The 17206-nt window shown below is 70.0% G+C and carries 14 protein-coding genes; 3 read left to right on the top strand and 11 right to left on the bottom strand.

What is annotated here, in order from left to right:
* Positions 1-154: 154 nt before the first annotated feature.
* Positions 155-2881 (top strand): pyruvate, phosphate dikinase, encoded by a 2727-nt coding sequence (gene ppdK, locus ACK1X7_RS17060; protein WP_398160029.1) that lies wholly within the window; start codon positions 155-157, stop codon positions 2879-2881.
* A 158-nt stretch (positions 2882-3039) separates the two neighbouring features.
* Here ppdK and ACK1X7_RS17055 read toward each other — a convergent pair whose 3' ends face one another.
* From ACK1X7_RS17055 to ACK1X7_RS17025, 7 genes are all read right to left on the bottom strand, one after another.
* The gene (locus ACK1X7_RS17055) at positions 3040-4128 is read right to left on the bottom strand and encodes a methyltransferase domain-containing protein (RefSeq protein WP_413115289.1); all 1089 of its coding nucleotides are present in this window, start codon (positions 4126-4128) and stop codon (positions 3040-3042) included.
* Between the two features lie 207 nt (positions 4129-4335).
* The gene (locus ACK1X7_RS17050) at positions 4336-4527 is read right to left on the bottom strand and encodes a hypothetical protein (RefSeq protein WP_413115288.1); all 192 of its coding nucleotides are present in this window, start codon (positions 4525-4527) and stop codon (positions 4336-4338) included.
* Positions 4524-5123, bottom strand: a complete 600-nt coding sequence (locus ACK1X7_RS17045) for a hypothetical protein (RefSeq protein WP_413115287.1) — start codon at positions 5121-5123, stop codon at positions 4524-4526. The genes ACK1X7_RS17050 and ACK1X7_RS17045 overlap by 4 nt, the downstream gene beginning before the upstream one ends.
* Positions 5124-5236: 113 nt before the next feature.
* A complete protein-coding gene (locus ACK1X7_RS17040; protein WP_413115286.1) occupies positions 5237-6448 on the bottom strand; it encodes a helix-turn-helix domain-containing protein in 1212 nt (403 codons plus the stop codon).
* A 316-nt stretch (positions 6449-6764) separates the two neighbouring features.
* Complete coding sequence (locus ACK1X7_RS17035; protein WP_398160034.1) at positions 6765-7970, bottom strand: helix-turn-helix domain-containing protein; 1206 nt, start codon at positions 7968-7970, stop codon at positions 6765-6767.
* A 75-nt stretch (positions 7971-8045) separates the two neighbouring features.
* Entirely contained in the window at positions 8046-9242 is a 1197-nt protein-coding gene (locus ACK1X7_RS17030) for a helix-turn-helix domain-containing protein (protein WP_385146938.1), read from the bottom strand.
* 211 nt (positions 9243-9453) lie between these two features.
* On the bottom strand, positions 9454-9771 hold the full coding sequence (locus ACK1X7_RS17025; protein ID WP_398160035.1) for a DUF6087 family protein: 318 nt from the start codon (positions 9769-9771) through the stop codon (positions 9454-9456).
* A gap of 265 nt (positions 9772-10036) precedes the next feature.
* Between ACK1X7_RS17025 and ACK1X7_RS17020 the strand changes: the two genes are divergently transcribed.
* Together ACK1X7_RS17020 and ACK1X7_RS17015 are read left to right on the top strand one after the other, a co-directional pair.
* Positions 10037-10942 (top strand): NADP-dependent oxidoreductase, encoded by a 906-nt coding sequence (locus ACK1X7_RS17020; protein ID WP_413115285.1) that lies wholly within the window; start codon positions 10037-10039, stop codon positions 10940-10942.
* A gap of 434 nt (positions 10943-11376) precedes the next feature.
* Positions 11377-12492, top strand: coding sequence for an ArsR/SmtB family transcription factor (locus ACK1X7_RS17015; protein ID WP_390793326.1), 1116 nt, complete (start codon positions 11377-11379; stop codon positions 12490-12492).
* 144 nt (positions 12493-12636) lie between these two features.
* On the opposite strand, the gene ACK1X7_RS17010 is transcribed toward ACK1X7_RS17015, so the two are convergent.
* The 4 genes from ACK1X7_RS17010 to pcaC all read right to left on the bottom strand — a co-directional run bounded on the left by ACK1X7_RS17010 (position 12637) and on the right by pcaC (position 17061).
* Positions 12637-13500, bottom strand: a complete 864-nt coding sequence (locus tag ACK1X7_RS17010; protein WP_361510313.1) for a carbohydrate ABC transporter permease — start codon at positions 13498-13500, stop codon at positions 12637-12639.
* Positions 13500-14441: a carbohydrate ABC transporter permease gene (locus ACK1X7_RS17005; protein WP_390793327.1), complete on the bottom strand. Its 942-nt coding sequence runs from the start codon at positions 14439-14441 to the stop codon at positions 13500-13502. Before ACK1X7_RS17005 ends, ACK1X7_RS17010 begins: the two co-directional genes overlap by 1 nt.
* Positions 14441-15706 (bottom strand): extracellular solute-binding protein, encoded by a 1266-nt coding sequence (locus tag ACK1X7_RS17000; RefSeq protein WP_413115284.1) that lies wholly within the window; start codon positions 15704-15706, stop codon positions 14441-14443. Before ACK1X7_RS17000 ends, ACK1X7_RS17005 begins: the two co-directional genes overlap by 1 nt.
* Positions 15707-15807: 101 nt before the next feature.
* Entirely contained in the window at positions 15808-17061 is a 1254-nt protein-coding gene (gene pcaC, locus ACK1X7_RS16995) for a 4-carboxymuconolactone decarboxylase (protein ID WP_413115283.1), read from the bottom strand.
* Between the last annotated feature and the right edge of the window lie 145 nt (positions 17062-17206).

The following is a 17206-nucleotide window of genomic DNA, read 5'->3' as shown; positions in this document are numbered from 1 at the left end:
CACTTCAAGCGAGCCTCGATCGGGCACCGTACTTTCGAACACGTGGCAGGCGGGTGGTTACGGTCGTATGACGGTGGAGTGGACCTGCTCAGGGGCCTTTGATCTGGGTACGCTCCCCGCCGTCAGGGCAGCCGAGCCGAGGAGATCGAGTCCCGTGCCGGAAACACAAGATCAGCAGAAGTTCGTTTACGACTTCACCGAGGGCAACAAGGATCTCAAAGACCTGCTCGGCGGTAAGGGAGCCAATCTCGCCGAGATGACCAATCTCGGTCTCCCCGTGCCACCGGGCTTCACCATCACCACCGAGGCATGCAAGGTCTACCTCGACAGCGGTGAGGAACCCGCGGCCCTGCGCGACGAGGTGAGTGCGCACCTCGACGCCCTCGAAGCGAAGATGGGCAAGAAACTCGGCCAGGCGGACGACCCCCTCCTCGTATCCGTACGCTCCGGCGCCAAGTTCTCGATGCCCGGCATGATGGACACCGTCCTCAACATCGGCCTCTCGGACCAGTCCGTGGCCGGGCTCGCCGCGCAGGCGGGTGACGACCGGTTCGCCTGGGACTCCTACCGGCGCCTCATCCAGATGTTCGGCAAGACCGTGCTCGGTGTGGACGGCGACCTCTTCGAGGAGGCCATCGACGACGCCAAGCAGGCCAAGGGCGTCACCGTGGACGTCGACCTCGACGCCGCGGACCTCAAGAAGCTGGTCGGCGAGTTCAAGAACATCGTCGCCAAGGAGACCGGCCGGAGCTTCCCGCAGGAGCCGCGCGAGCAGATGGACCTCGCCGTACGGGCCGTGTTCGACTCCTGGAACGGCGACCGCGCCAAGCTCTACCGCCGCCAGGAGCGCATCCCCCACGACCTCGGCACCGCGGTCAACATCTGCTCCATGGTCTTCGGCAACCTCGGCCCCGACTCGGGCACCGGCGTCGCCTTCACCCGCGACCCGGCCAGCGGCCACCAGGGCGTCTACGGCGACTACCTCCAGAACGCCCAGGGCGAGGACGTGGTCGCGGGCATCCGCAACACGGTCCCGCTGGCCGACCTCGAGCAGATCGACCAGCGGTCCTACGACCAGCTCATGCAGATCATGGAAACCCTCGAGACGCACTACAAGGACCTGTGCGACATCGAGTTCACCATCGAGCGCGGCAAGCTGTGGATGCTTCAGACCCGGGTCGGCAAGCGCACCGCCGGTGCCGCCTTCCGCATCGCCACCCAGCTCGTCGACCAGGGGCTCATCGACGAGGCCGAGGCGCTGCGCCGGGTCACCGGGGCGCAGCTCGCCCAGTTGATGTTCCCGCGCTTCGACGACGAGGTGGCCTCCGGCGACACCGTCCAGAAGATCGGGCGGGGCATCGCCGCCTCCCCGGGCGCCGCCGTCGGCAAGGCCGTCTTCGACTCGTACACCGCCGTCAAGTGGTCGCGCTCGGGTGAGAAGGTCATCCTCATCCGCCGCGAGACCAACCCCGACGACCTCGACGGCATGATCGCCGCGGAGGGCATTCTGACCTCGCGCGGCGGCAAGACCTCACACGCCGCCGTCGTCGCCCGCGGCATGGGCAAGACCTGTGTGTGCGGCGCCGAGGAGCTCGAAGTCGACACCAAGCGGCGCCGGATGACGGTCCCCGGCCGGGACGGCAAGGACGGCGTCGTCATCGAGGAGGGCGACGTCGTCTCGATCGACGGCTCCTCCGGCAAGGTCTACCTCGGCGAGGTCCCGGTAGTGCCCTCGCCGGTCGTGGAGTACTTCGAGGGCCGCATGCACGCGGGCGCCGACGACGCGGACGAGCTGGTCGGCGCGGTGCACCGGATCATGGCGTACGCGGACCGGGTGCGCCGACTGCGCGTACGGGCCAACGCGGACAACGCCGAGGACGCCGCCCGCGCCCGGCGGTTCGGCGCCCAGGGCATCGGGCTGTGCCGTACCGAGCACATGTTCCTCGGCGAGCGGCGCGAGATGGTCGAGCGGCTGATCCTCGCCCACACCGACGAGGAGCGGGACACGGCGCTCGACGGGCTGCTGCCCCTCCAGCGGGACGACTTCGTCGAGCTCTTCGAGGCGATGGACGGGCTGCCCGTCACCGTCCGGCTGCTCGACCCGCCGCTGCACGAGTTCCTGCCCGACATCACCGAGCTGTCGGTGCGCGTCGCGCTCGCCGAGTCCCGCAAGGACCACAACGAGAACGACCTGCGGCTGCTCCAGGCCGTGCACCGGCTCCATGAGCAGAACCCGATGCTGGGCCTGCGCGGCGTACGGCTCGGCCTGGTCATCCCCGGCCTGTTCGCCATGCAGGTACGGGCCATCGCCGAGGCCGCCGCCGAGCGCTGCAACGCCAAGGCCGACCCGCGGGCCGAGATCATGATCCCGCTCGTCGGCACGGTCCAGGAGCTGGAGATCGTCCGCGAGGAGGCCGAGCGGGTCATCGCCGAGGTCGAGCAGGCCCACGGCGTGGACCTCAAGCTCACCCTCGGCACGATGATCGAGCTGCCGCGCGCCGCGCTGACCGCCGCCCAGATCGCCGAGTCCGCCGACTTCTTCTCCTTCGGCACCAACGACCTCACCCAGACCGTCTGGGGCTTCTCCCGCGACGATGTCGAGGCCAGCTTCTTCACCGCCTACCTGGAGAAGGGCATCTTCGGCGTCAGCCCGTTCGAGACCATCGACAAGGACGGCGTCGGCGCCCTCGTCCGCGACGCCGCCCAAGCCGGTCGCGCCACCCGCCCCGACCTCAAGCTGGGCGTCTGCGGTGAGCACGGCGGCGACCCGGAGTCCGTCCACTTCTTCCACGAAGTGGGCCTGGACTACGTCTCCTGCTCCCCGTTCCGCATCCCCGTGGCCCGCCTGGAGGCGGGCCGAGCGGCGGCGAACGGGCGGTAGGCCACGAGCCGTTGAGGCCATGAGCCGATAAGGCCACCGGAGCCGGCGCCGGGAAACACCCACCCTCATCCCCGGCAGCGGCTCCGGATCTCAAAGGGGGCGGCACCTTGTGCGGAGGTGCCGCCCCCTTCATTCGTTCCTCAGCCGAGTTTTGTCCGTCAGCCGAGGGGCGCGTCGGGTGAGCGTAGCCAGAGCCGCTGTCCGCCGGGGAACACGGTCAGCCCGAAGTCGCCGGAGTCCGGGCTGCCGTCGTTCACGTATGCGGTGTGCACGGCGGTGGCCTCGTCCCACAACTGGCGTGGGCCGTACTGCCACACCTCCTCCTGGGTGACCGTGGCCGCCGACCCACTCCGATCGTGGAGCCAGATCTGATATCTGCCGTCGGGTGCTCCGTCGGCCATGACCACGCCCGGCAGTTTCGCGCCCGCGTAGAGCGCGAAGCCGAGGCCCGCCATGGTGTCGGCGGGAAGCGGGCCGGTGCTGCCGCGCCGCCCGGTTCCGCTGTCCACCGGGAGGTCCGGGCCGGGGCGCTCCGAGCGCATCGGCATGAACCGGGCACCGCCGATGAACCGGCCGGAGGCCACCCCGTCGCCGCCCACGTCGAGCCGTACCAGCGCCCCGGACCAGAAGTCTCCTGCCAGCGGGGCGAGGATGCGCCCGCCAGGTGTGGTCTGCCGTACCCATGCGTGGGGGATGCGGCGCACCGAACAGGTCGCGATGATCCGGTCGTACGGCGCCCCGGATTTCCAACCCCGTGCGCCGTCGCCCCATACGACGTCAGGGCTGTATCCGGCCTCCTTGATGGCCTTCGCGGCCTTCTCCGCCAGCACCGGATCGACCTCGACGGTGGTGACGTTCCCGCTCCCCAGGCGCGCGGCGAGGAGTGCGGCGTTCCAGCCGCTGCCGGTGCCGATCTCCAACACCCGCTGCCCGTCGGCGACATCGAGCGCGGTGAGCATGCGCGCCACCATCGTGGGCATGGAGTTGGACGAGGTCGCGATTCCTGGGCCGTCGCTCTGCCCGTCGTCCACCTGCGTCACGATCGGCACATCCCGGTGGACGAGGTCCCACCAGGCCGCGTCCGTCGTGACGGGAACGCAGGTGGCCCGCTGCTCCCAGATGTCGCCGGGGATGAAGCGGTGGCGTGGCACGGCGTCGAAGGCCGGACGCCATGCGTCAGGCAGTTCGCCGGACGCGGCGAGGGCTTCCACCAGTGCCGCGTGACGTGGTCGCCAGTCCTCGGTCATGGGCCCTCACTTCTCCCTCGGGGGCGGTGTGCCGTCCGGCGGGGGCGGCGGCGGGGGCGTCCACGGCTTGATCGGGGCGGGATCACCCTTGTGCTTGTTCTCGACAGTCACCGTTCCACCTCCTGAGTACGGGCGCCTGGGCGTCCGTCCGTGTGAAGTCCCGCCCCGGCCGGGGCGGGGGGCTTTTCTGTGCGGGTTGGCGGTGGCTCATATGGCTTCCGCCGACCGGGCTTGTCGCGTGGCCGTCTCGTAGGCGCGGAGCAGTCGTTCGCCGGTTACGCATTGGGCGCCGGGTGTGCGGCAGGCGGGGCAGCCCGCGGCGTGTTCGATGGCGGCGCGCCAGGCTTGGTCGGAGAACGGGTCGGGGGTCTGTTCGGGGGTGTGCTCGGGGGCTGTCATCGGGTTCTGCCCCGGTCGAGGGCGCGGCGCATGGCGGCGGCCTGGGTTACCGCGTCGCGCGGGTAGTCGCGGGCGTGGGTGGGGCAGGCGTAGATGGTCGCGCCGGCGACGCTGCCGGTGTGCTCCATCGTTACCGGGACCGGTTCGTCGGTGGGCAACTGGCAGCGGTAGCAGAGCTGGCGGCCTTCCGGGACGGGGCCGAGTACGTCCTCGGTGGCCTGGCGCAGGGCGGGGGCCAGGTGGTCGGGGTCGGTGAGGTAGCGGTCGGGGCCGAGCGGGATCCGCCAGTGCGTTTGGTGCTCGGGCCCCCATGTGGCCGGCGGCACGCCGAGGAGGGTGCTTTCGTCCGCGAGTTCGGTGAGTACGCGGATCTGCCGCATGCACCAGCTTCGGGCGGCGCCGCTGCCGATGAGCCAGTAGGTCTTGCCGTAGGCGCCGTCCTGGATGACGGCGCCGGACCGGCTGCCGAGCAGCTCAAGTGCGCGGTCCGCGACGGCGATGGGCGCGGACACGACGTCCCACCATCTGCCCACCGGTAACGGCTCGATGTCCTCGGTGTTCGGCGGTGTCCACGGCAGGTTTCTCGTCGTCGTCATGGTCGGCTCCGTGCACGGTCTGTGTTCTGACCGTCACATGCTGCCTACGCAGCAAGACCCTGGTGTCCACAGACTGTGAACGCCAGGGTCCTTGACTTAGGGTGATTGACTCGCTACACACCGCACCACAGGGAGAACTCGCGCAACGGATCGGGCACCCGCGTCCGCGCCCTGCGCAACGCCGCCGCCGTCTCGTGCACCTGCGGGTGATGCCGCGTCATCTGCGGCGCCGTCTCCCGTGCCTTGAGCAGGGACTCGAACGCCTCGTCATGGCGGGCGGTCCACGCCTGGGCCCTCGCCAGATCGATGTAGAAGTGCCCGGCCCGGCCCGGTGGATAGTCCTGCGGGATCTCCACCTTGGCCGCACGCTTCAGCGCCAGCCCGTGCTTGTCCTGGTCCGCCGCTGCGGCAACTGCGTGCAGTTCCACGTTCGTCGGCCCGAATGTCAGCTCGTAGACGCGCGTCTCGCCCGTCTCTTGTGCCATCCCGCGCGCTTCCTCCAGCCACGCGTCGGAACCGTCCTTGTCTCCCTGGCGGGAGGCGAGGATGGAGCCCTTCAAGTGCAGCGCCCCGCGTACCGCCAGGGTCTCCGAGGAGCCGTCGTCGTCCAGTTCCTTGAGGGCCTGGTTGACCAGACGGAGCCCGGTCTCGACTCCCGGGCGCCCACCCTCGACGCTGGTCTGCGCACGCATCCATCGTTCGACCGCGGCCTGCCGTGGGTCACCTGACTGGGCCGCGGCCTGCGCCATACGTGACAGTGCCAGGCGGGCAAGGTGCATCTCTCCGACCCGGTACGCCACACGCCACACGCCGCGTGCCGCCTCGGCCTGGAGGCCGTACAACTCCTCGCGCGCATGACCGAGGTCGTCCTGGACGTGGATGGCGTGAAGGATCTCGGCAATGAGGGAGGGCAGTTTCTCGGCGAGCCCGCCCAAGTTGGCTGCGGCGCGCATCTGGATCGTGCGCGCCACGTCGGCGCGCAGGTCGGCGAGCGGGCGTGGCGGGGGTGCGGCCGGGTCGGGGTCGAGGTCCCAGTTGTCGAGGGCCCCGCCGAGAGGCTCGATCATGCGGTCGATGCGGTCCTGCTGAAGCTGCTGGCGGTAGGGCTGGCCGCGCAGGTTGGACACGCCTACGTCGAGGGCGCGGGCCACAGCCGCCACGATCTCCTCACTGGCGTTCCGGTCCCCCTTCTCGATCATCGAGAGCATGGACGCGGAGACGTGCGAGCGTTGCCCTAGCTGTCGTAGTGAGTAGCCACGGACGGCGCCCAGTTCGGCGATGCGCTGCCCGATTCCGCCGGTATGTTCGTCGTTGCCGTATGGCATGCTGAACTCCGTTCTGACTCCGACACTCAGAACGGTACCCGCGCCCCGCTCCGCCGGTGCGGCTGAGCGGCCCCCATTTCGGTGAGGGGCGTCGCGCCTCCTTGACGCGGCGGTAGTCCCCTCCAGGCCGTAGGTCAGAGGGGTGCGGCTCGTCAGATGCGTCTCCGCTCGGACCGACACGGGTGCCTGTCGCCTTTCGCCAGCGTCTCCGTCATGGTCGGCTCCGTGCGCGGTCTGTGTTCTGACCGTCACATCGTGCCGACCAGCAAGGCCCTCAGTGTTCCCAGATACGGAACAATGGGGCACCTTGGCGCTGTTACATGCCCACCCACGCGGCCAACGACGACAGAGACTCAGGCGCCCGCCGCTGACGGCGCACCAGGACGCCGATGGTCTCGCGCATCAGCGGGTGATACCGGGCCTGCTGCGGCGCTACCTTCCGTGCCCGTACCAGGAACCGCTCGGCAGGTTCCGTCTTGCCCATCTGCGCGTAGGCACGGGCCATCTCGATGTAGTACCGGCCGACCCGCATGCGAGGGTGCGTCTCCGGGAAGTGCAGCTTCTTGGACAGCTTCACCGCTTCGCCGAGTTCACCGAGCTCCACGCTCGTCGCGACGTCGAAGTGCTGCACATTCGTCAGGCCGAACGACGACCAGTAGACGTCCGGCACATCCCGGCCGATCTTCTTGGCCATCTCGCGTGCCAGGCCCATGTACCCGGTGACGGCGTCAGCGTCCTTGGCTTGGGCGGCCGCGATAGCCGACGCGAGATGCAGGCTGCCGGTCACCGCGAGCGCCTTCACTGACTTGGGCTGCTCGACCTGGCCGATGAGTCGATGGCCGCGCGTGATGACCTGGAGCGACATCTGGTTGTTCCCGCGTCGGAGCAGCATGCTCGACCGCTTGTTCAGGCGGATGGCGAGCAGCAGCGGGTCCTGTGCCTGCTCGGCCATCCACCCCATACGCTCCAACGCGATGGTGGCGAGATCGTGGTAGCCGACCCGGTAGGCGAACTCGTACGCGACCCAGTAGCACCAGCTCAGCGACGAGGCAGCGCGCCGGTAGTTCTCGCCTGGCGACAGCAGGCTGACCATGGTGGTGAGTTCGCCGAGCAGACCAGGCAGCTTCGATCCGATGTCCTTGTACTCGGTGGCGGAGGCCCCGGCGCACAGCGCCCGCACATCGCTCTCCACCTGGTCGATGGGCCGGGGGGTGATGTGGGGGTCTGGCCCGAGGTCGTACATGTCGAGCGCCTCGGACAGTGGGGAGATCAGGCGGTCGAGATGGTCCTGCTGCAACTCGGAGGTGTACGGCTGGCCGTTGAGCACAGCGACGTCCACCTGAAGAACCCGGGCGACGGCGGCTACGACGGAGGGCGTGGCCGGAGCCAGGCCGCGCTCGACCTTGGCGATGGTCCCGCGGGAGAGGAACGAACGTTGCGCGAGTGCGGTCTGGGTGAGTTGACGCAGTTTCCGATAGTCCGCGATGCGTGCGCCGGTGTGTTCCTCATGACTCTGCGGCATGGTGGACTCCGTTCTGGCCTCGGCGTCTTCGTCATGGTCGGCTCCGTGCACGGTCTGTGATGGCGATTGTCCGTGCTACACGCCGATCCAGGCGGCGAACTCGGCAAGCTCGCTGCCGCGCGACCGCTCACGTGACCGCAGGGCATTGACCGCCTCACGGGTCGTGGGGTGGTACCGCGTCTGCTGCGGCGCCGTCCGGCGCGCCTTCTGTAGGCAGTCGAGTGCCTGCGCCGAATCCCCGGTCCATACGTTGGCCCTGCTCAGGTCCAGCCAGTGATGCCCTGCCCGGGACCGGTCCCAGCGCTTGGGGAACCGTACGTCGTCCGCCAGTTGGACCGCCTGGTCGTACTCCTCCAGGTCGCAGGCGATCGCGATGGCGTGGACGCCGACGTTCGTCGGACCCCAGCCCACGCCGTAGGCCGAGGTCTCGCCGGTCCGCTCCGCCAGTTCGCGGGCCTCGGTTACGCGGGCATCGACCTGACCTGGGTCCTTCATCCGTCCGGCGATCACGGCCGCCCGGAGCTGAAGGACGCCAGCCATCGCGGCGAGACCCTCCGCACTCCGTGAATCCTGGCCTTCCAGGTCCCGGAGGGTGCTGTCCACGATGCGCATGCCCAGGTCGTACCGGCTGGAGGAGAGGGTGGTCTGGGCGCGCAGATAGCCGTACATGGCGGCGAGGCCCGGTTCGTCGGCGCGTGGGGCCGCCCAGTCCAGCCGTTGCAGGGCAACGGTGGCCAGGTCGACATAGCCGAAGGACCAGGCCAGCGTGAACACGCATCGGAACGCCCACGCCAGGCATTCGTGGGCCTGCCGCTGTTCCTCGCCGCTGGTGGTGTGTATGGCCTGCACGCATTCGTCGATGAGCGCTGGGAGGTCGACAGCCATGGGCAGGTACTCGGCTTGGCGCCGCTGCACCAGGACCTTCTCCATGTCGGCGCGGATAAGCGCGACGGGGCGGGCCGGGACCTGCCAGTCGAGGGGGATGTCCCAGTTCTCCATGCTGACTCGGATGGGCTGTATGACCTCGTCGAGCCGCTCGCGCCGAAGCTCCTGCGTATACGGCTGGCCGAGGAGGTCCGAGGTGGTCACGCTGAGCGCGCGTGCGCAGGCCGCGATGAGGGACGGCGAAGCGGGCCGCTGGCCGCACTCGACCTTCGACAGCAGGGACTTCGAGACGTTGGCGCGCATGGCCAGACCTTGCTGGGTCAGGTCGCGTTCGCGGCGGGTGCGAGCGATGCGTGCGCCGGTGTGTTCCTCGATGCTCTGCGGCATGCTGAACTCCGTTCTGGCCTCGACACTCAGAACGGTACCCGCGCCCCGTTCCGCCGGTGCGGCTGATCGGGCCCCATTTCGGTGAGGGCTGTCGCGCCTCCTTGACACGACGAAAGCCTCCCCGGGCCGTCGGGGCGTGGCCGTCGCCGAGGCTTGCGCACTCGAAGCCGTAGCGACCGGCAGGGCGCATGGGTGTGCGCCCCCCTACGCGTCAGGGCCGGTGGAACCGTTCGGTCGGCCGCCATGGTTCGGGCAGTGGGGGCAGCTTGTCGAACGACGGGAGGGGGACCCGCTCGGCCCGGCGCGTCGCGTCATCGCCGACCTCGCCAAGGGCAGCCGCGAGGTCATCGGCGACCCCGGCCGGGACCCACTGGTGCCCGTCCCACTCCTGGATGCCCCGAGGAGCGTCAGGGTTGACGTGGGAACCCTGCTCCGGCTGGTCACCGAGCGGGGTGATCCGCCGCTCCCCGCGCGTGGGGCGACGTCGGTCACGGCGTGCCGCCCACTCCTCAAGGGACTCGTCGTCCATGCGGGACGCTCCGTTCTCGTCGGCTTCGCCCAGTCTGCCGCGTAGGCCCGGTGGCCGGGAACCGGCCGCCTGGCCCACAGCCTTGCCGCCCAGCCCCCGCGCGACAGCGTGGTCCGCGCGACAGAGTGGTCTCGCCGGGCGGCCCGCCCGGCTTGCACCTGACGCCGACGTCAGGTTTTAGCGTGGTGGGCGTCGGCGCCCGCCGAGAATTCACCCACTGATCTCATGAACGGCCGGTTCAGGCCGTGTGGAAGGGCAGAACGTCATGCGCGCAGTCCGTTATCACGAGTACGGCGGTGTGGAGACCCTTGTGGTCGAGCAGGTGCCGGACCCGCATCCCGGGCCCGGCGAGATCCGCGTCCGTGTCGCGGCGGCGGCCGTCAATCCCATTGACTGGAAGGTGCGTTCCGGTGCGGCGCGCGAGATGCTCCCCGTGGACCTGCCCGCGATTCCCGGGCGTGATGCCGTCGGTGTGGTCGACGAGATCGGTGCGGGCGTGCAGGGGGTGAGCATCGGCGACCGTGTCTTCGGGCTGGGCGGCGTCACCGGCGCGACAGCGGAACTGGCCGTGTTCTCGGCCTGGGCCCCCGCGCCTACCGCATGGACCGACGAGGAGGCCGCCGGTGCCGGGCTGGCATCCGTGACCGCGATGGGCGGGCTGAAGGCGCTCGGTCCGCTGCGGGGGCGCACCCTTCTCATCGAGGGCGCCGCCGGAGGCGTGGGCAGTGCCGCGGTCGAGATCGCGGTGGCTCAGGGCGCCACCGTGATCGGGACGGCCGGCGAGCGCAACCATGAGTTCCTCAGCTCTCTCGGAGCCGTTCCGACCACCTACGGCACCGGCCTCGCGGAGCGCGTCGCCGCCCTGGCTCCGGACGGTGTCGACATCGCGCTCGACACCGCGGCCTCCGGGTCCCTGGCCGATCTCGTCGCGATCGTGGGCGACCCCGCTCGTGTGGCGACGGTCGCCGACCACGCCAACGCGCATCGACTGGGCGTGCATCTGGCCAACGCGGAGAACGACTCCACGCTCCTCGCCGAAGCGGGCGAACTCGGTCGGCAAGGCCGCTACACACCGCGCATCGAGCGGACCTACCCGCTCGAACGGATCGCGGAGGCTCACGCATACGCCGAGCGCGGGCACACACGGGGGAAGATCGTGGTCTGCGTCTGAGCTTGTCCCACCGTTCGGGGTTTCCCCCTCGGCTTCCCCTCGGCTTCGCCACCCCCACGCGTCATCGCGACCCGCGGGAACTCAAAGGGGGCGGCACCTTGTGCGGAGGTGCCGCCCCCTCTCACTCCCCCCACGGGAGCTGTTGCCGCGCGCATCGGCTACGTGCGGCAACACAAGTGCCCAGTCGCCGTAACGTACTCGTCACCCCCCACGGGAACGAGCAAACTGGCTCTGAGCACCGCCTGTTGAATTCCGGACGGCCCCTGGAAGTGTTTACCGGCGGCCCCCGGTTTTCCTGGGGAACAGCTTTCCTCTTCCGGCCTCCGCGGCGCTCCCCGTTTCACATCTGGCCAAAAGGGCGTGGTGACTGACCGTGCCAGCGTGCATACTCATCGGTGATCGGGGGAGGTCGCAATGTCACGTGTGGGGGTCTGGTGCTCCGTGTTCATTTCAGTGAACTCGATCTGGCCCGGCTGCGGATGGCGGTCAGACCGGACGCGCTCTGGGAAACCGTTTTAAGTTTCCATAGGCTGCGGGAGAACCGGGCGGAGTCCGTATACGGAAAATGGCGTTCGGAGGCGCGAAATCGACTCAACGGCGAAGCACGGCTGCTCGCGCCGCTCATTCCCTCGCGCGGCTATTTCCCGGACTTCCTGACCCCCGCCGAAGGGGTAATCGGTTGCGACGCGGCGATGTCCGCGCTGCGCGCCACCCCGGGGGAGCGGCTGAACGCGGAGCTCGCCGGACTTCCGGCGGCCCGGGCGCTTCCAGGGTGGATACGGGATCTGGGGGAGGGCGGACGAAAGTCGCTGGACCGGCTGATCGGCACGCTACGCGCTTACCATCAGGCGGCCGTCGCGCCGTACTGGCCGCATATACAGGCCCGGATCGAGGCCGACCGGGTGGCCCGGGGCCGGGCCCTGCTGGACGGGGGCGCCGATGGGCTGCTGGCCTCGCTGCCGGCGACGATGCGGTGGCGGGCGCCCGTGCTGGAGGTCGACTATCCGGTGGACCGCGATCTGCGGCTGCGCGGGCGGGGGTTGCTGCTCCTGCCGTCGTTCTTCTGCCGGGGGACGCCGGTGACCTTCCGGAATCCGGATCTGACGCCCGTACTGGTCTACCCCGTCGAACACGCCCCGTGCGGGCTGCCACTGCGCCCCGGGCAGCGGCCCGCCCTCGCGTCGGGGGCCGGGGCCGGGGCCGGGGCGGCATCCGCGTCCGCGTCCGGGGCCGGGTCCGCCCGGACGCTCGGCAAGCTGGTCGGGCAGACCCGCTCGGCGGTGCTGCTGGAGGTCAGCGGCGGCTGTACGACCAGTGAACTCGCCCGCCGGGTCGGCGTATCGCTGGCCTCGGCCAGTCAGCACGCCAGTGTGCTGCGCGAGGCGGGCCTGGTGCACACCCTGCGCCAGGGCAGCGCCGTTCTGCACACGCTGACGCCGCTGGGGGCGGCGCTGCTGCGTGGCGGGGCGCCCGGAGAGCGCGTCTTCGGCTCACCGGCGCAGCTTCCGCCGGTCACCGCGGGCGGGCGATGGCCGTCCGGGCGCGGATGAGGCGTTTCGGCCCGGTCCGCTACGGTTCGGGCAGCGCCCCGAAGGGGCGCGGGGCTGTGTCGATGTGCGGCTCCGCCGCGTGGGACCAGCCACGACGGTGCCGCAGTCGGCCGACGGCGCATCGCGACACTTCCAGCGGAGCGCTTAGTCGTCGATACCGCTGCGCTCGACGCCCGCGACGATATGGCGCTGGAGGACGAGAAAGACCACCAGCAGCGGCACGATCGACACCGCCGCCGCCACGAACAGCTCATGGATGTTGACGGTCTGGGCGGTGGTGAACGTCGACAGCGCCACCTGCACCGTCCACGCGTCCCGGTCCTGGCCGATGACCAGCGGCCACAGGAAGGAGTTCCAGGCGCCGATGAAGACGATCGTGCCGACCGCCGCGAACACCGGCCGGGAGTTCGGCACCACGACCCGCCAGTACGTACGCCAGTAGCCGAGACCGTCCACCCGCGCCGCGTCCTCCAGCTCCCTCGGAAAGCCCAGGAAGTACTGGCGGAAGATGAACGCCGCGACCGCGCTGAACAGCGTCGGCACCACCAGACCGCGCAGGGTGGACACCCAGCCGAGCGAGCTGACCAGCACAAAGCTGGGCACGAAGGTGACCGCCGCCGGGACCATCAAGGTGCCCAGGATCCAGTAGAAGACCACATTGGCGTAGGCGTACGGGATGCGGGCCAGGCCGTATCCGGCGAGCGAGGCCAGCAGCAGGGTGCCCACGGTGGTGAGGACCGCGATCAGCGAGGAGTTGAGCAGCGCGTGTGCCATCGGCACATTGGGGTCGTCGAACAACTCGCGGACGTTGGACCAGTGCAGCTCGCTCGGGAAGAACCGCCACTCCGGTGAGGTGATGTCCGCCTCGCTCGACAGACCGTTGCGCACCAGCAGATAGAAGGGGATCAGGAAGAGCAGCGCGAGCGCGAGCAGCAGCACCAGCCGCACGGCGCGCCCCACGCCGACGAGGGCGTCCCGGACATCGCGCGTGCTCTCACGGGTTTGCATCAGTCCTCCTTCCGGCCCAGGCCGAACCAGCGCGCCTGCACCACCGTCACCACGGCGATGATCAGCGCCAGGATCACCGCGCCCGCACTGCCCAGGCCCAGGTTCTGCCCCTGGCCCAGCGCCGTGTAGTAGAGGTAGACCAGCGGCGGACGGGCATAGGGCGGATAGCCGCGCGAGTCCGACAGCAGGTTGTAGAACTCGTCGAACGCCTGGAACGCGTTGATCACCAGCAGCAGCACCACCGCGACCGAGGTCGCCCGCAACTGCGGAAAGGTGATGTACCGGAACACCTGCCACCCCGGCCGCGCCCCGTCCACGGCCGCCGCCTCGTAGAGCCGAGGGGGGATGCGCTGGAGCCCGGCCAGGAAGAGCACCATATAGAACCCCGCCTGTAGCCACAGCCGTACGGTCACGATGACCAGCCAGTACCAGGGCGGGTCGGTGGTCGACAGCCAGGCGATCTGATCGGCGCCGAACCAGTCCAGCACGGTGTTGGCCAGCCCGAAGCGCACCCCGTTGAAGATCGACATCTTCCAGATCAGCGCCGCCACCACATACGAGCACGCCACCGGCAGGAAGAACACCGACCGGAAGAACGCCTGCGCCCAGCGCAGCCGGTTGACCATCAGCGCGAGCGCGAGCGAGAGCACATAGGTCGCCGGGACGATGAACGCCGTGAAGACCAGGAAGGTCACCAGGCTGCCGGTGAACGCGTCGTCGCCCAGCATCGCCGTGTAGTTGTCGAAGCCGACGAAGTCCGTGGGCGAGACGGTGTTGTGGGCGTCGAAGAAGCTGAGATACACGCTCCAGGCCAGCGGGACATAGGTGAAGAGGGTCAGCCCCAGGACGAAGGGGCCGACGAATATCCAGAACCACAGATGGCGGTTCTGCGGACCCAGCAGCCTGCGTGTCGGTGTGGTGGTGGTCAGCGGCCCCCGCATCAGTTCTTCTTCTGCACGCGCCGCAGTTCGGCCTCGGTCTTGCGGACCACCGACCGCAGCTCGCCGTCCGGGTCGGCGCCGCCCTTGATGATCCGGCTCAGCGCGTCCTGGTAGGCCGTCCTGCTCGCCGAGGTCCACAGCAGCGGCTCGGCATGGCCGTGGTCGGTGACGTAGCGCACCGCCTCACCGGCCGCGCCCTGCCGCAGCTTGGCCGCCTTCGTGGCCAGCGAGATCCGGGCGGGGATGTGGAAGCCGTAGCGGAGCGCGAAGTCCTCCTGGTAGTTGGTCCGCTCCACCCACAGCCACTTCACATACGCCTTCGCCACCGCCTTGTGCCGGGACCGCGCGCTGACCGCCGCCCCATACGCGCCGACCGGCACCGCGGGCGCGCCATGCGCCCCGTCCCGCGGGAACGGCAGCACCCCGAAGTCGTCCCCCAGCGCCTTCCTCACCTGCGGCAGCGCCCACAGCCCGGACCACTGCATGGCGGTGAGCCCCTGGGTGAACGCGGCCGGATCCGACCAGTCGGAGGGCGCCCCGAGCAGCAGCGACTTCTCGGCGTAGAGCTGACGCAGCTTGCCGAGGGTGCGGGCGGCGGCCGGGTCGTCGAAGCCGACCTTGCCGTCCTCGGTGACGAGCGTGAGCCCGGCGGCGTTGAGCGGGGTGCCGCCGAGGACGCCGGGGCCGCCGTCATTGCCCAGGAACAGCCCCTTGACGTCCTTGGTGGTGAGCTTCTTCGCCGCGTCGATCAGCGCGTCGAGCGTGCGCGGCGGCTCCACCCCGGCGTCCTCCAGCATGCTCTTGCGGTAGTAGAGCAACTGGGTGTCGATGACCTGCGGAATGGCCCAAATCTTGCCCTGATACGTCTTCGGGGCGAGCACGGCCGGATTGAAGTCGCCCTTGGCCTCGCTGAGGAGATCGGTGAGGTCGACCACCTGACCGCCCTGGATCTGGTCCAGCGTCGGGCCGTTGACCTCGAAGACATCCGGGCCGGACTTGGTGAGCAGCGCGGCGGCGGTCTGCTGGTCGTAGGCGCCGGGCCGCCACTGCACCTGGACGTCGGCCTGGTCGAACGCGTCGGCGTAGCGCCTGACGGCCTGCTCGGTGCCGGGCTCGCCGTACTGGTGGTACCACTGCTCGAGCACGGGCTGGCCGGCGTGGTCATCGCCGTCCCGCCCGTTGTTCGACCCGCAGGCGGAGGCCAGCGCCCCCGTCAGGGCCAGCCCCCCGCCCGCACCCAGCAGCCTTCGGCGGCTCATGGACATTGGTGTGTGCCCCCTCGTCTCCCGGTCTCCGTTCCCGGTCTCCGTACGACCCAACGATCAACGATGGAGGCGGATTACGACAGAGGTATTGCGAAGGGATGTCACTTTTCGGTACGGGAATGTGACGCTGAGTCGACGTCGGGGGTGGCATCCATCTCGTCGAAGACGCGCTGGGCGGTGGCGAAGGCGGAGTTGGCCGCCGGAACACCGCAGTAGATCGCTGACTGGAGCAGCACCTCGCCGATCTCCTCCCGGGTCAGCCCGTTGGTGAGCGAGGCCCGGATGTGCATGGCCAGCTCGGCGTCATGGCCATGGGCGATCAGCGCGGTGAGGGTGATACAGCTACGGGTCCGCCGGTCCAGGCCGTCGCCGGTCCAGATCTCGCCCCAGGCGTAGCGGGTGATGAAGTCCTGGAAGCGGGCGGTGAACGGGGTCGTCCGGGCCACCGCGCGATCCACATGCGCGTCCCCGAGGACGGCCCGGCGCACCGCCATCCCGGCGGCGTGCCGGGAGGCGTCGTCGCCGGGCTGCGGTGGCACTGTGCTGGTGAGGTGGGCGAGCAGCGCCGCCGTGCTGGTGAAGTGGGCGAGCAGCGCCGCCGTGACCGCCTCTGGGCGCTCGACCCCCGCCAGATGGGCCGCCCCGGCGATCTCCACCAGACTCGCGCCGGGCACCGCGTCCGCGATCTGGCGGGCGTGTGCGGGCGGGGTCGCGGGATCGTCGCGACCGGCCACGACGAGGGTGGGTGCCGTGATCTTCGCCAGGTCGGCCGTCATGTCGTACGTGGCGAGGACGTCGCAGCAGGCGGCGTAGCCCGCGCGGTCCGTGGCGCGCAGATCCTCGATCAGCGCGGCGCCGACGGGGGATTGGGCGAAGCGGTGCGAGAACCACGTGCCCGGACGGCTGGCCACCATCGCCTCCGTCCCCTCGGCCCGCACCAGCGCGGCCCGCTCCCGCCAGACTGCGGGGTCCCCGAAACGGGCCGAGGAGCAGACGACGGAGAGGCGGCTCACCCGGTCGGGGTGGTGGGCGGCGAGATACAGCCCGACCGCGCCCCCTATCGAAATTCCCGCGTACGCGAACCGCTCCCACCCCTGATCGTCGGCGAGGCGGAGGACGAGGGCGGCGAGTGTGCTGATGGTGGCCGAGCTGTTGGCGGTGCCGTCGGAGGGCAGCAGTGTGGCGGGGGAGCCGCCGTGGCCGGGCAGATCCCAGCGCAGGACGCGGTGTTCGCGGGCGAGCGCGGGAAGCTGGGGCTCCCATACGGCGAGGGAGGTGCCGATGGAGGGGCCGAGGATGAGGGGTGGGGCGGTGGTGGGGCCGGTGAGGTCGTGGTGCGGTCGGGTGTCGGTCACGTGCTGCTCCGGTCGGTGGGTGGTGGGTGGTGGGTGTGTGCGGGTGCGTGGGTGGTTGCGGCGGATTGTTCTCCCCCACCCCGCCCCTTCCCGAAACTGAGGGCTCCGCCCCCAGCCCCCCGTTCCGGGGGCTTCGCCCCCAGCC

Source organism: Streptomyces sp. CY-1 (assembly GCF_047218265.1).
Lineage (GTDB): Bacteria > Actinomycetota > Actinomycetes > Streptomycetales > Streptomycetaceae > Streptomyces > Streptomyces niphimycinicus.
Note: the sequence above shows the minus strand (reverse complement) of the source record. Positions and strands in the feature narration are given on the sequence as shown.